Annotated in this window: 13 protein-coding genes; 7 read left to right on the top strand and 6 right to left on the bottom strand. The window is 65.5% G+C overall.

Translation table 11 applies throughout. The annotated features are described in order from the left end of the window. Positions 1-69: 69 nt before the first annotated feature. A complete protein-coding gene (locus ACVCMC_RS06370; RefSeq protein WP_447099072.1) occupies positions 70-1389 on the bottom strand; it encodes a dicarboxylate/amino acid:cation symporter in 1320 nt (439 codons plus the stop codon). A gap of 153 nt (positions 1390-1542) precedes the next feature. Between ACVCMC_RS06370 and prpB the strand changes: the two genes are divergently transcribed. The 3 genes from prpB to prpC are packed head-to-tail and all read left to right on the top strand — an operon-like array spanning position 1543 to position 4196. After that, the gene (gene prpB / locus ACVCMC_RS06365; RefSeq protein WP_447099071.1) at positions 1543-2433 is read left to right on the top strand and encodes a methylisocitrate lyase; all 891 of its coding nucleotides are present in this window, start codon (positions 1543-1545) and stop codon (positions 2431-2433) included. 4 nt (positions 2434-2437) lie between these two features. Further along, the gene (locus ACVCMC_RS06360) at positions 2438-3031 is read left to right on the top strand and encodes a hypothetical protein (RefSeq protein WP_447099070.1); all 594 of its coding nucleotides are present in this window, start codon (positions 2438-2440) and stop codon (positions 3029-3031) included. 13 nt (positions 3032-3044) lie between these two features. Then, entirely contained in the window at positions 3045-4196 is a 1152-nt protein-coding gene (gene prpC / locus ACVCMC_RS06355; RefSeq protein WP_447099069.1) for a bifunctional 2-methylcitrate synthase/citrate synthase, read from the top strand. Between the two features lie 66 nt (positions 4197-4262). Here prpC and ACVCMC_RS06350 read toward each other — a convergent pair whose 3' ends face one another. From ACVCMC_RS06350 to ACVCMC_RS06340, 3 genes are all read right to left on the bottom strand, one after another. Continuing rightward, entirely contained in the window at positions 4263-4475 is a 213-nt protein-coding gene (locus ACVCMC_RS06350) for a helix-turn-helix domain-containing protein (protein ID WP_395118082.1), read from the bottom strand. Beyond that, positions 4475-5056, bottom strand: a complete 582-nt coding sequence (locus ACVCMC_RS06345; RefSeq protein ID WP_447099068.1) for a hypothetical protein — start codon at positions 5054-5056, stop codon at positions 4475-4477. Before ACVCMC_RS06345 ends, ACVCMC_RS06350 begins: the two co-directional genes overlap by 1 nt. 140 nt (positions 5057-5196) lie before the next feature. Beyond that, a complete protein-coding gene (locus ACVCMC_RS06340; RefSeq protein WP_447099067.1) occupies positions 5197-5886 on the bottom strand; it encodes a TerC family protein in 690 nt (229 codons plus the stop codon). A gap of 274 nt (positions 5887-6160) precedes the next feature. Between ACVCMC_RS06340 and ACVCMC_RS06335 the strand changes: the two genes are divergently transcribed. The 3 genes from ACVCMC_RS06335 (at position 6161) to ACVCMC_RS06325 (ending at position 9960) form a co-directional block, all read left to right on the top strand. Further along, on the top strand, positions 6161-7612 hold the full coding sequence (locus tag ACVCMC_RS06335) for a bifunctional 2-methylcitrate dehydratase/aconitate hydratase (RefSeq protein WP_447099066.1): 1452 nt from the start codon (positions 6161-6163) through the stop codon (positions 7610-7612). 311 nt (positions 7613-7923) lie between these two features. Then, positions 7924-9078 carry an OmpA family protein gene (locus ACVCMC_RS06330; protein WP_395118089.1) on the top strand — a complete coding sequence of 385 codons (1155 nt, stop codon included), beginning with the start codon at positions 7924-7926 and terminating at the stop codon, positions 9076-9078. Positions 9079-9186: 108 nt separating this feature from the next. After that, complete coding sequence (locus tag ACVCMC_RS06325; RefSeq protein WP_447099460.1) at positions 9187-9960, top strand: pseudouridine synthase; 774 nt, start codon at positions 9187-9189, stop codon at positions 9958-9960. A gap of 39 nt (positions 9961-9999) precedes the next feature. Here the strand turns inward: ACVCMC_RS06325 and kbl are convergent, their stop codons facing one another. Both kbl and tdh read right to left on the bottom strand, forming a co-directional pair. Continuing rightward, positions 10000-11199: a glycine C-acetyltransferase gene (gene kbl, locus ACVCMC_RS06320; RefSeq protein WP_395118093.1), complete on the bottom strand. Its 1200-nt coding sequence runs from the start codon at positions 11197-11199 to the stop codon at positions 10000-10002. Between the two features lie 47 nt (positions 11200-11246). Continuing rightward, positions 11247-12281, bottom strand: a complete 1035-nt coding sequence (tdh, locus tag ACVCMC_RS06315) for an L-threonine 3-dehydrogenase (RefSeq protein WP_447099065.1) — start codon at positions 12279-12281, stop codon at positions 11247-11249. A gap of 317 nt (positions 12282-12598) precedes the next feature. On the opposite strand from tdh, the gene ACVCMC_RS06310 reads away from it, so the two are divergent. Then, entirely contained in the window at positions 12599-14761 is a 2163-nt protein-coding gene (locus ACVCMC_RS06310; protein WP_447099064.1) for a S46 family peptidase, read from the top strand. The last annotated feature ends 13 nt before the right edge of the window (positions 14762-14774 follow it).

Raw genomic sequence — 14774 nt, 5'->3', positions numbered from 1 at the left:
GCTTGACGGTACTGTGCAGATGCGGGCGAAGCAGCCGGCTTCAAGCCCTTCGAGCCGCAGCGGACGGGCTTACGGGCCCGTCGTCGCGAAACGGTCGCGCAGCTGGTTGTCCACCACCGTGGCGGTAACGATGTCGCTGCCCACGTTCACCGTCGTGCGCATCATGTCGAGCACGCGATCGACGCCGATGATGATGCCGATGCCCTCGGGCGGGATGCCGAAGGTGGCCAGCAGGCCGGCGATCATCGGCAGCGACCCGCCGGGAATGCCGGCCACGGCCACCGCGCTCAGCACCGACAACAGCATCAGGATGGCCTGGTGGGTCAGGCTGAGTTCCACGCCGAACGCCTGCGCCACGAACAGCACCACGCAGCCCTCGAACAGGGCGGTGCCGCTCATGTTCATGGTCGCGCCCAGCGGCAGCACGAAGCCGGCGGTGCTGGGGTTTAGCTTCAGTTCCTCCTGCGCCACCGCCAGCGAAGCGGGCAGGCAGGCGTTGCTGGAGCTGGTGGAGAAGGCGGTGATCAGCAGGGCGCGAATCTGCCGGAAGTACACCAGCGGCGAGCGCTTCGCCAGGAAGCGCAGCCACAGCGACATGGTGCCGAACAGGTGCAGCGCCAGTGCCACGGTGCAGCCGATCACGAATACCGACAGCGCCAGCAGTACATCCACGCCGACCTTGACGATCACGCTGTAGATCATCGCCGGCACCGCGTACGGCGCCAGCTCCAGCGCAAAGCCGACGATCCTGGTCATCAGGTCGGTGATGGTGTCCAGCGCCACCTGCACGCGCTTGCGCTCCTTCTCGCGCAACTGGGTGGCGGCGGCGCCTACCAGGATTGCGAACAGGATCAGCGGCAGCACGTCGCCGAGCGCATTGCGGCTGGGACCGGCCACCGCGCCGACCAGGTTGCGCGGCATGAACATCTCCACCAGCGTGCCGAAGCTCATGCTCGGCTGGGCCGCCCTGGTGTCGATCGTCTTCTGCGCACTGCTGCCGTACTCCTGCATCAGCTGGGCGCGCGCCTGCTCGTCCAGGTGATGGCCGGGCTGCACGGTGTTCATCATCACCAGGCCGATCGCCACGGCGATGCCCATGTTGAGGAAGAACAGCAGGAACGTACGTCCGGCGAGCGGGCCGAGCCGGTCCAGTCGGCCGAGCTGGGCCACGCCCGAGGCCAGCGAGCTGAACACCAGCGGGATCACCACGAAGAACAGCATGCGCAGGAAGATCTGCCCGAACGGGTCGAACACGGCCCCGGAAATCTTCTGCATCAACGCCAGGGTGGGCGGATGCCACTGGCCGATGCCGAGCGTGACCACGGCGGCAACCACGCCGATCACCAGGCCCCAGAGGATGCGTTTCGCGAGAGGAGTCGATGTGCTCATCGGACCGAATGTACGGGGCCGTGGCGGATTCGTCACGCGAGAAATTGCGATCGGCTGCCGGGCTGGTGCCCGCGGCCGGCGCGGGGGTGCCAGAAGGTCCAATCCCGGCCGTTGGCGCGGTGGGCTAAAATGGGCGTTTTCACGGGAGGCCACATGACAAAGTCAGCATCCCCGGGTGCCCGTTTTCGCGCAGCTGTCGCCGCCGAGCAGCCGCTGCAGGTCATGGGCGCGATCACCGCCTACGCCGGCCTGATGGCCAAACGCGTGGGCTACCAGGCGCTGTATCTGTCCGGCGGCGGCGTGGCCGCCAATTCGCTGGGCATGCCGGACCTGGGCATCTCGACGATGGAGGACGTGCTCACCGACGCGCGCCGCATCGTCGATGCCACCGGCCTGCCGCTGCTGGTCGACATCGATACGGGCTGGGGCGGGGCGTTCAACATTGCGCGCACGATCCGCTCGTTCGAGCGCGTCGGCGTGGCGGCGGTGCACATGGAGGACCAGGTCGGCCAGAAGCGTTGCGGTCACCGTCCGGGCAAGGAAGTGGTGTCGAAGGACGAGATGGTCGATCGGGTGAAGGCCGCGGTCGATGCACGTACCGATCCGGGCTTCGTGATCATGGCGCGCACCGACGCGGCGGCGGTAGAGGGCATCGATTCCGCGATCGAGCGCGCGGTGGCCTATGTCGAGGCCGGCGCCGACATGATCTTCCCCGAGGCGATGAAGACGCTGGCCGACTACCGCCAGTTCAAGGCGGCGGTGAAGGTGCCGATCCTGGCCAACCTCACCGAGTTCGGCTCCACCCCGTTCTTCACCACCGACGAACTGCGCGACGCCGGCGTGGACATCGCGCTGTATTGCTGCGGTGCCTACCGGGCGATGAACAAGGCCGCGCTCAACTTCTACGAAACGGTGCGTCGCGAAGGTACCCAGAAGAACATCATCGACACCCTGCAGACGCGCGAGGAACTGTACGACTTCCTCGGCTACCACGCCTACGAGGACAAGCTGGACGAATTGTTTGCCGGCGGCCAAAAGGCCTGAGCGCATGTCCGAACAACTGTCCCCCGTGAAAGCGACGCCGCCGGAACGGCGCGATTACTGGGATGCGCTAGGCGTGGCCATCGCCTCGCTGGTCGGCCTGCTGGCCTTGGTGGTGGCCGCTTATACCGCCTACATCCAGCGCCAGCAGGTGCGCGCGCAGGTGTGGCCGTATCTGACCAGCGGCAACAACGACCTGGCCCAGACCCTGACCGTCAGCAACAAGGGTGTCGGGCCTGCGCTCGTGCGCAGTGTGCAGGTCACTGTCGATGGCAAGCCGCAGGTCGACTGGGACCACGTGCTGGGCGCTCTGGGCATGCAGCCGCACGACTACATCATGACGACCATCAACCATGGCGTGTTGAGCCCGGGCGAGGATCTGCAGGCGATCCGTTTCCCAGACAAGCAACTGTGGCAACAGTTCCACGACGCTACCTCGGGGCGCATGGCGATCGACATATGTTTTTGTTCGACGCTGGGCGAGTGCTGGATATCCATCAATGAAAAGGTCATCGGCCCGAAGTCGATGCCATTGCAATTGCACGTGAAGCCGGTCGGACAGTGCCCGCGGCTATCGCCAGCTGAAACGTTCAACAATTGAGAGGAAGAATGCGATGAGCGACAACGCACAAGTTCTACCCAAGGCCAAGAAGTCCGTCGCCCTGTCCGGCGTGGCCGCGGGCAACACCGCGCTGTGCACGGTCGGCCGCAGCGGCAACGACCTGCATTACCGCGGCTACGACATCCACGACCTGGCCGCCAAGGGCTGCTTCGAGGAAGTCGCCTACCTGCTGGTGCACGGCGTGCTGCCGAACTGGACCGAGCTGCAGAACTACAAGGCCAAGCTGAAGCGCCTGCGCGGCCTGCCGGCACCGGTCAAGGCCGCGATGGAACTGCTTCCCGCATCGACCCACCCGATGGACGTACTGCGCACCGGCTGCTCGGTGCTCGGCACCGTGCTGCCGGAGAAGGACGACCACAACGTCACCGGCGCGCGCGACATCGCCGACCGCCTGATGGCCAGCTTCGGCTCGATGCTGCTGTACTGGTACCACTTCAGCCACAACGGCAAGCGCATCGAGGCCGAAACCGACGACGAATCGATCGCCGCGCACTTCCTGCACCTGCTGCACGGCCGCAAGCCGAGCGAGCTGCACGCGCAGGCGCTGGACAAGTCGCTGGTGCTGTACGCCGAGCACGAGTTCAACGCCAGCACGTTCAGTGCCCGCGTCATCGCCGGCACCGGCTCGGACCTGTACTCGGCGATCACCGGCGCGATCGGCGCGCTGCGCGGCCCGAAGCACGGCGGCGCGAACGAGGTGGCGATGGAGATCATCGCGCGCTACCGCAACGCGAACGATGCGGAAGCCGACATCCGTGCCCGCGTCGAGAAGAAGGAAATCATCATCGGCTTCGGCCACCCGGTCTACACCGTGTCCGACCCGCGCAACGAGATCATCAAGGAGATCTCGCGCAAGCTGTGCACCGATGGCGGCAACCCGACCCTGTTCGACGTCTCCGAACGCATCGAGAAGGTGATGGGCGAGCTGAAGAAGATGTTCCCCAACCTCGACTGGTTCTCGGCCAGCACCTACCACATGATGGGCGTGCCGACCGCCATGTTCACGCCGCTGTTCGTGATCGCGCGCACCGCCGGCTGGAGCGCGCACGTGATCGAGCAGCGTCAGGACGGCAAGATCATCCGCCCCAGCGCGAACTACACCGGGCCGGAAGACCTGGCCTACGTGCCGATCGACAAGCGCTAGGAAGCAGCAGGCAAGGTGGCGGGGAGCCAAACGGCTTCCCGCCTGCCTTGCGCCCGGGTCCGATTTTCAGGGCTCGTCGTCGACGTGGCGCAGCAGGTCGCCGGGCTGGCACGCCAGTGCCGTGCAGATCGCGTCGAGCGTGCTGAAGCGTACGCCTTTCACCTTGCCCTGCTTGAGCAGGGACAGGTTTGCTTCGGTGATGCCGACCGCCGCGGCCAGGTCCCTGGATTTCATCTTGCGCCGCGCCAGCATGACATCCAGTTCGATGATGATCGGCATCAGACGAACGCCCGGTTCTCCTCGGCGGCGCGTGCCCCCTCGCGCACCATTTCGGCCACCGCATAGGCGAGGATGGCGGCGGTGAGCGTGCCCAGGAAGCCGATGCCGAGGCTGAGCTGGTATTGCGGGATCTGGGTGGCGGCGACCAGCCCGGCGGCAAACCCTCCGATGAGGTTGACCAGCAAGGCGTGACCCAGCCACGAGAAGCACCGTGCGACGACAAGGTTCAGCGGCGACGGTGCGCGCAACGCCTTGCCCAGTCGGCGCAGGCACACGATCGGCGCCATCGCGGCCACCAGTGCCAGCAGCAGGGCCGCGGAAAGTACGGCGCCGTCGAACGAGGTTTTCGGCAGCAGGTGCCAGCGTTCAAGCAGTTGCTGCGCCGAGCCGGAGTCCATCCGGGTCATGCCGCTGACTTGCCAGAACAGGAGCGCCAGCAGCATGCAGCCGCCCACGGTACAGAAGGCGAGGATGCTGGCGAACGACATGATGTCGTTGGCACGCCGCTGGATGCGTGTCGTCCGCGCATGGGCGGGCTCGGCGGCGGGGCGAAGGGATTCGGTGCGGGCGGCAGACGACATGGGAGGTTCCTGGGCGGCAGATAGTTATCGTATTACGATAATTAATATCTGTGCAAGAACATCGGGCCGTGCGCGACAGCGCGCTGTCGCCTTGGTTGAATCGCGTAAGGTCCGGAGAAGGCCGGCCGGCGAGGCCGCGCCTATGCGCCGGCTTGCCGCAGTCGCCGCCGGCGACGCTGGACCAGCCAGCCGCCACCGCAAATGACCAGGATGGCCAGGACGTCGAGGCCATACGCGGCCCAGGCGTGGGCGTCGAACCACCCGCTGATCAACTGGTCGTGGGCGATCATGCGGCCGGCGGTGATCGCAATCGCGGCGGCGCCGATGTACATGATGATCGGGAAGCGGTCGATCAGCTTGAGGATCAGGGTCGAGCCCCATACCACCAGCGGCACGCTGACCAGCAGGCCGATGATGACCAGGCCCAGATGGCCCTTGGAGGCACCGGCGATCGCCAACACGTTGTCCAGCCCCATCAACGCGTCGGCGACGATGATCGTGCGCAGTGCGCTCCAGAACGTGCTGCCGGCCTTGATGTCAGGGCCATCGTCGTCGCCGTGATTCAGCAGTTGCCAGGCAATCGGCAGCAGCAGCAGGCCGCCGGCGAGCATCAAGCCGGGCAGCTTGAGCAGGAACACCACGATGGCGGTGAGCGCGAAGCGCACGGCCACGGCGCCGAAGGTGCCCCAGAACACCGCCTTCTTCTGCAGATGCTTCGGCAGCCGGCTGGCGGCCATGGCGATGACGATGGCGTTGTCGCCGGCCAGCACGAGGTCGAGCAGGATGATGGTGAGCAGGCCAGAGAGAAAATCGGGAGCAGCGAGGGTCATCGGGGGTTCCATGCGCGTCGAACAATGCGGCAGCCATGGACGCGCGCGGCCCATGCCCGCCACAAAAGTCTTGTTCGCAGGATGACTGCCGGACGACCGGAGCGAAACCTCGCTCGTGCTGACGATCGTCGCATCGCGGAAGGTGGACTTGCCGCGAGAACTACTCCCTTCTGGGCTGGCGGCGATTGTCACGGCCCGGGCGCGGTGCGGTCAAGCAACGCGTTCGACGACAGTCGGCTAAAATGGCGGTTTTCCCTCGCCACGAGATCCCGCCATGAGTGCGCACGACATCCGTTCCGCCGTCCGTCCCGATCCCGACCAGCCGCTGGTTGATATCGCCGATTACGTGGTCGATCACCAGATCGATTCGCGGGAGGCCTACGACACTGCGCGCTACATGCTGCTGGACTCGCTGGCCACCGCCATGATGGCGATGAAGTTTCCGGAGTGCGTGAAGCACCTCGGCCCGCTGGTGCCGGGCGCCACGCTGCCGGGCGGTGCGCGCGTGCCGGGCACCAGCCACGAGCTGGACCCGGTGCAGGCGGCGTTCGCGATCGGCACGCAGATCCGCTGGCTGGATTTCAACGACACCTGGCTGGCGGCCGAATGGGGCCATCCGTCGGACAACCTCGGCAGCATCCTGGCCGTCGGCGACTACCTCAGCCGCAAGGCGGAGCGCGAAGGCGGCCAACCGCTGAGCGTGCGCGACGTGCTTGGCTACGCGATCAAGGCGCACGAGATCCAGGGCTGCTACGCGCTGCTGAACAGCTTCAACCGGGTCGGCCAGGACCACGTGATCCTCGTGCGACTGGCCTCCACCGCGGTGGCCACCGCGATGCTCGGTGGCAGCAAGGAACAGATCATCACCGCCGTGTCGCACAGCTGGATCGACAACGGCGCGTTGCGCACCTATCGCCATGCGCCGAACACCGGTCCGCGCAAGAGCTGGGCCGCCGGCGATGCCTGCCGTCGCGCGGTGACCCACGCGATCAATGCGGTGTATCGCGGCGTGGTCGGGTATCCGTCTGCGCTGTCGGCAAAGACCTGGGGCTTCTACGATGTGGCGTTCGGCGGCAAGCCGTTCGAGTTCGAGCGCCCGTTCGGCAGCTACGTGATGGAGAACGTGCTGTTCAAGATCAGCTATCCGGCCGAGTTTCATGCGCAGACTGCCGTGGAATGCGCCATGCAGTTGCATGGCGAGGTGGCCGGCAAGCTCGATCAGATCGAGAAGATCGTCATCGAGACGCAGGAAGCGGGTTGCCGCATCATCGACAAGACCGGCCCGCTGGCGAACTATGCCGATCGCGACCACTGCATCCAGTACATGGTCGCCGTGCCGCTGATCTTCGGCCGCCTGGTGGCCAGCGATTACAACGACGAGGTCGCCGCCGACCCGCGCATCGACGCACTGCGCGACAAAATGACGGTGGTGGAAAATACGCAGTTCACCCGCGACTATTTCGATCCGGCCAAGCGTTATATCGGCAATTCGGTGCAGGTATTCTTCAAGGACGGCAGCCATACCGGCAAAGTGTCCGTCGATTATCCGATCGGTCACCGCAAGCGCCGGGCCGAGGGCATTCCCGTCTTGCTGCAAAAATTCGAGGCGGCCATGCGCAGTCATCTGCCGGCCCATCGGGTCAAGGCGATCATGGATGCCACGCGCGATCCGGCGCACTTGGACTCCATGCCGCTGCATCAGTTCCTGGGTCTCTTCACATTGTAGGCACGTCCGTCATGGAACATTCGGTTCGGTCGGAGATGAACCACTGCGTGGCGGCGAGTCGTTTAGCCAGTTTCGCCGCTCTGTGAAGGGATTGGCCCGGCACGATCACTTACCTGAATGATGTTGCACCGAATGGTTGCGAAAGCGTACGCGACGCAACTGCTACTTAACGTTTTTGCTACAATGCGGGTCGCTTGTCCAGGACACGCCAAGCGCGGGCCGGTAGGGCCTTGAATCGAGTTAAGTTCTGACGTGCGACTTTCTGGTATGGGTCGAACGGACTCAAATTTTAATAATCGAGGAGACACCTGATGAAACGTAAGGGCTTGTATTTTCTGATCGCGCTCGCCCTGGGCGGCGTAGGTGCCGTTCATGCGCAGGACACGGCTGCGGCACCGGCCGATGCCTCGAGCAGTGAAACCGCCATCTCGTCCTATGACGGGCGCTGGTATATCGCGCCGACGGTGGGGGGCTACGTCAACGACACCGAGCGCGATACCAATAGCCGCCAGATCTACTACGGCCTGGGTTTTGGTCGCTTCTTCTCGCCCAACATGTCGCTCGATTTCTTCGTCGACCGCACGAAGCGCAAGATGGACAAGGGCCCGGCCCTTGGCGGCGGTCACAGCAGCGATTCCTGGGCCAGCACCAATGTCGGTGCGGCTGCCCGGTTCTATGCCGGTGACTGGAATGCATGGCGCCCCTACGGCATGGTCGGCGTGATGGGCAGCCATCACCAGAACAAGCTGGACAATGGCTGGGCGCCTGCTGCACAGATCGGCGGCGGCGTGTCCAAGATGGTCACCGACAGCACCAACATCCGGTTGGAAGCGGGCTATCGTTTCGACTGGGACAAGGACACCCATCCCGCCAACAGCAGCTATGGTGACTGGTTCCTCGGCTTGACCGTTGCCTCGCGCTTTGGTGCGCCTGCCGCCGCTCCGGCGCCGGTAGCGGCACCGGTTGCACCCGCGCCGGCCGACTGCTCCACCCAGGACAGCGACCAGGACGGCGTGAACGATTGCGAGGACAAGTGCCCTGCCACCGCCGCCGGCACCATCGTGGGCCCGGATGGTTGCGCGCAGAAGGTGGTGATCGACCTGCGTGGCGTGAACTTCAAGTTCGATCGTCCGAAGGCCGGTGAAACCGACATCTCCAAGTCGCTCGCCGAGCCGACGGCCGATTCGATCTCGGTGCTGAACCAGGCCGTCGACACCTTGCAGCGTTACCCGCAGGTGCACGTGACCGTGGCCGGCTACACCGACTCGAAGGGCACGGACGCATACAACCAGAAGCTGTCCGAGCGTCGCGCCTCGATCGTCTACAACTACCTGACCAGCCATGGCATCGATGCCAGCCGTCTGGAAGGCCCGATCGGCCACGGCGAGAGCAACCCCATCGGCGACAACGAAACCGATGCGGGCCGTGCGCAGAACCGTCGCACGGAGCTGCAGGTTCAGCAGTAAACGAACCGCGGTAGCTAACAGGAAAAAGCCCGGCTTCGGCCGGGCTTTTTTTGTCTTCGCCGGCGATGATTCTTGTTGCCCCGCGGCCCCGACCTATACGCTTGCACGATGTCCCGTCCTTCTTCCTTCCACCCGGCGCGCGCGACCGGGCCGACTCCGCCGTCGCGCTACGGGCTTGCCCGCGTGCTGTCCAAACTGGGTGTGTGCTCGCGCAGTCAGGCCGAGCAGTGGATTCGTGCGGGCCGGGTCAGTGTGGGCGGGCGGGTCGTCCGCGACCCCCAGCATCCGACCCTGATCGACCGCCAGGGGATCGCCATCGACGGCGAAGCCGTGGGCCGGGCCACGCCTGTCCACGTGGCCTTCAACAAGCCGCGCGGCATCGTGGTCAGCGCGGCCGACGAGCATGGTCGCGCGACGGTCTACACCGCGCTGGCGGCCGCCGGGCTGCCCTGGCTGGGTCCGGTCGGCCGGTTGGACAAGGCCAGCGAAGGACTGTTGCTGCTGAGCAACGACACCCGTTGGGCGGCTGCCATCACCGACCCGCTGACGCATCTGGAGAAGACTTATCACGTCCAGGTCGCGGGGCTGCCGGATGCTGCGGTGCTGGCCGCGATGCTGGCGGGCGTCGAGGATGCCGGTGAACGCCTGAAGGCGCGCCGCGTCACGCTGCTGCGTGCGGGCGCAAAGAATGCATGGCTCGAAGTGGTGCTGGACGAAGGCCGCAACCGACATATTCGTCGGCTGCTGGCGGCGCTGGGTTTCGACGTGATGCGGCTGATCCGGGTGGCGATCGGCCCGCTTGCGCTTGGCGAACTGGCGAAGGGCCAGTGGCGCCGGCTGGAAGAGCACGAGGTGCGTTCGCTGGCGGCGAAGCGGCCGTGATGGCGGCGCGGCCAGGCTGCGGCCGCACCAGCCTCGGTGTCAGCGCGGAATCACGCCCAGGGTTTGCCCGACCTTGGTGAAGGCTGCAATCGCCTGGTCGAGGTGTTCGCGGGTGTGCGCCGCGCTCATCTGCGCGCGGATGCGTGCCTGCCCCTGCGGCACGACCGGATAGAAGAATCCGGTGACATAGATGCCTTCCGCCAGCAGCGCGGCAGCCATCGCCTGCGCTTTGGGCGCGTCGTGGATCATCACCGGCACGATCGGGTGCACGCCCGGCTTGATGTCGAAGCCGGCGGCCGTCATCCGTTCGCGAAAATAGCGGGTGTTCTCCTTCAGCCTGTCGCGCAGATCGCCGGCGCTGGCCAGCATGTCGAATACCCTGATCGCCGCGGCCACCACGTGCGGCGGCAGCGAGTTGGAGAACAGGTAAGGGCGCGAACGCTGGCGCAGCAGTTCGACCACTTCCCGCGGCCCGGTGGTGAAACCGCCGAGCGCGCCGCCGAGGGCCTTGCCCAGCGTACCGGTGAAAATGTCGATCTTGTCCATCACGCCGTGCAATTCAGCCGAGCCGCGGCCGGTATCGCCGAGAATACCGGTGCAATGGCATTCATCGATGTGCACCATGGCATCGTACTTTGCGGCCAGCGCGGTGATCTCGTCGAGTTTGGCGATGAAACCGTCCATCGAGAACGCGCCATCGGTGGTGATGAGCTTGGTCCGCGCGCCGGCCGCGTCGGCCGCCTGCAACTGCTTCTCCAGGTCGGCCATGTCGCTGTTGGCGTAACGGTAGCGGGTGGCCTTGCACAGCCGCACGCCGTCGATGATCGACGCGTGGTTCAGGGCGTCGGAGATCACCGCGTCTTCCTCACCCAGCAGCGGCTCGAACAGGCCGCCGTTGGCGTCGAAGCAGGCGGCGTACAGGATGGTGTCCTCGGTGCCGAAGAATTCGGCGATCTTCGCCTCCAGTTCCTTGTGCAGATCCTGGGTGCCGCAGATGAAGCGCACGCTTGCCATGCCGAAACCGTGGCTGTCGAGCGCATCCTTGGCCGCCTGGATCACCGCCGGATGATCGGCCAGGCCGAGGTAGTTGTTGGCGCAGAAGTTCAGCACCTTGCGGCCGCCTTCCAGCTCGATCTCGGCAGACTGCGGCGAGATGATGATGCGCTCGGCCTTGAACAGGCCGTACTCGCGGATGGCCGCCAGTTCGGTGGCGTAACGTGCTTTCGCGGATGGAGTCATGGAATCTCCGGGTGCAGAAGTGTGTGGCGTGGAGGTTGCGGCGGTGCTCAGTTCCAGGAGCAGACGACCTTGCCGCACTGGCCGGCATCCATCAGGTCGAAGCCCTTCTGGAAGTCGTCGATGTGGATCTGGTGGGTGAGCACCTTCTGCAGCGGGAAGCCGGTCAGCACCATCTGGGTCATCTTGTACCAGGTCTCGTACATGCGCCGGCCGTAGATGCCCTGCAGGGTGAGGCCCTTGAAGATCACCTTGTCCCAGTCGATGCCGGCCCCCTTTGGCTGGATGCCGAGCAGGGCGATCTTGCCGCCGTGGTACATGCAGTCGAGCATGTCGTTGAAGGCACGCGGGTTGCCGCTCATCTCCATGCCCACGTCGAAGCCTTCCATGTGCAGGTCCTTCATCGCGTCCTTGAGCGAGGCGTTGGTCACGTTCACCACGCGGGTGGCGCCCATGTCGGCAGCGAGCTTCAGGCGGAAATCGTTCACGTCGGTGACGACGACGTTGCGCGCGCCCACGTGCTTGGCGATGCCGGCGGCGATGATGCCGATCGGGCCGGCGCCGGTAATCAGCACGTCCTCGCCGATCAGGTCGAACTCCAGCGCGCAATGCGCGGCATTGCCGTACGGATCGAAGAACGCGGCCAGTTCGGACGGAATCTGGTCAGGGATCGGCCACAGGTTGGATGCCGGCATGGCCATGTATTCGGCGAACGCGCCGTTGCGGTTCACGCCGATGCCCACCGTATTGGGACACAAGTGCTGGCGACCGGCGCGGCAATTGCGGCAGTGGCCGCAGACGATGTGGCCCTCGGCCGAGACGCGGTCGCCAACCTTGTAGCCGGTGACGCCCGGGCCGATCTCGACGATGCGGCCGACGAACTCGTGGCCGATGGTAAGACCCGGCTTGATGACGCGCTGGCTCCATTCGTCCCACTTGTAGATATGCAGATCCGTACCGCAGATCGCGGTTTTCTCGATCTTGATCAGCACCTCGTTGGGGCCGACCTCGGGCATCGGCACCTCTTCCATCCAGATGCCCTGTTCGGGCTTGCGCTTGACCAGGGCTTTCATTGTCTGCGGCATGGGAAATCCATCGGCTGGCCCGCGATGCGGGCGGTTAAACGTCAATTATAGAGCGCGGCGGCGCGTGACCGCTGTCCGTGCGAATTTTCCGGGTCGTGTGCGGTGCCTGGCGGCGCAAGTCACTGCGATGGCGCGGAAGGGACTTCGATGCGCTGGAAGCACCTGCGATCGCCTGCCCGGACGAGTATGCGTGCGCGCTGAATGTCGCAGGCATGACTTGCGGCATATGCCGCACTCGCCCGGCTCGGGCATAAGTCGAAAGTTATTGCGCCACTTTCGCCTGCTTCCCGGGGCCGGCTTTCACCAGGAGATTCCCTTTGCGCCGTCTATTGCTTGCTGCCGCCGTATCCGTCGGCTTCATCTCGTCCGCCCATGCCGTCGAAGGCATGTGGCAGCCCGCCCAGCTTCCCGGTATCGCCGCCACGCTGCAGCAGCACGGCCTGAAACTCGATCCGAAAACGCTGACCGACCTCACCGCCTACCCGATGGGCGCGATCGTCAGCCTGGGCGGCTGCACCGCCTCGTTCGTCTCCCCCGAGGGTCTGGTGGTGAGCAACCACCACTGCGTCTACGGCGCGCTGCAGCTGAACTCCACGCCGGAAAACAACCTGATCGAGAAGGGCTTCCTGGCGAAGACCCAGGCGGACGAGCTCTCCGCCGGCCCGTCCGCGCGGATCTTCGTCACCGAGGAAATCCGCGACGTCACGAAAGAGATCACCGCCAAGCTCACCGACGCGATGAGCGGCGCCGAGCGCTACAAGGCGATCGAGCTGGCGATCAAGGAGCAGGTCAAGGCGTGCGAGAGCGAAGGCTACCGCTGCGACGTCTACACCTTCCACGGCGGTTACAGCTATCAGCTGATCAGGCAACTGGAAATCAAGGACGTGCGCCTGGTCTACGCGCCGCCGGAATCCATCGGCAAGTTCGGCGGTGACGTCGACAACTGGATGTGGCCTCGCCACACCGGCGACTTCGGCTACCTGCGCGCCTATGTCTCGAAGGACGGCAAGTCCGCCGCCTTCTCGAAGGACAACGTGCCGTACCGGCCCAGGCATGTGCTCAAGGTGAACCCGCAGGGCGTGGAAGCCGGCGACTACGTGATGGTGGTCGGCTACCCGGGCCGCACCAACCGCTACCGTCTCGCCGACGAAGTGCAGAGCGCGATCGACTGGACGTACCCGACCCAGATCAAGGTGTACGAGGACACGCTGGACATCATCAACACCGCCGGCAAGGCCAATCCCGATGTGGCGGTGAAGTACGCCAGCATGGTCGCCGGTCTCAACAACTACCTGAAGAACTTCGGCGGCCAGCTCGAAGGCCTGCATCGTGCCGACGCGGTCACGGTGAAGCGCGCGCAGGAAGCGCAGCTGGAGGCCTGGCTGAAGCAGCAGGGCGGCGCCGATAACACCGCGCTGGCGGCCGATATCGGCAAGCTGCGCCAGCAGATCGCCGCCGACCGGGCCAATCGCGAACGCGACCTGGCCATCGGTCTGGTCAGCCGCGCCCAGCTGTTCGGCACCGCGGTGCGCCTGACCCACCTGGCGAAGGAGCGCCCGAAGGCCGATCTCGACCGCGACGCCGGCTACCAGCAGCGCGACTGGGTGCGCATCGAGGGCGGCCTGAAGCAGATGGATCGCCGCTACGACCCGGGCGTCGACCAGCAGTTCATGGTCTACGGCCTCAAGCGCTACGTGGCCTTGCCGCAGGCGCAGCGCCTGCCGGCGCTGGACAAGTGGCTCGATGGTGCAAGCACCGAGGCGGCGATCAAGGCGAAGGTTGCCGCGCTGTACGCCGGCAGCAAGCTCGGCAACGTCGACGAGCGCATGAAGTGGTTCGGCGCCGACAGCAAGGCGATCGACGCCAGCTCCGACAGCATGCTCAGGCTCGCTCGCGCGGTGCAGCCGCAGCTGAAGGCGCTGGAGGACGAATCCGATGCCCGCGCCGGCGAGATGAGCAAGCTGCGCCCGCGCTACATGCAGGCGATGATCGCGTGGAAGGACTCGCAGAAGCTGCCGGTCTACCCGGACGCGAACAGCTCGCTGCGCGTCACCTTCGGCAACGTGCAGGGCGTGGCGCCGCGTGATGGCGTGAGCTACGCGCCGTTCACCACCGCGCAGGGCATCGTCGAGAAGGACACCGGCATCGAGCCGTTCAACTCGCCCAAGGCCGAGCTGGTCGCGATCAAGGCCAAGGCGTTCGACAGCTATGCCTCGCCGAAGCTGGGCACGCTGCCGGTCAACTTCCTCGCCGACCTTGACATCACCGGCGGCAACTCCGGTTCGCCGGCGATGGACGCGAACGGCCAGCTGGTCGGCCTGGCGTTCGACGGCAACTGGGAGTCGGTCAGCGGCGACTGGCTGTTCAACCCGCAGCTCAACCGCTCGATCCAGGTCGACGTGCGCTACATGCTGTGGGTGATGCACCACCTCGACCACGCCGACAACCTGCTGAAGGAAATGGGCGTGCCGGCGAAGTAAGCCGCACATTCGT

Source organism: Rhodanobacter sp. UC4452_H20 (genome assembly GCF_052978205.1).
Note: the sequence above shows the minus strand (reverse complement) of the source record. Positions and strands in the feature narration are given on the sequence as shown.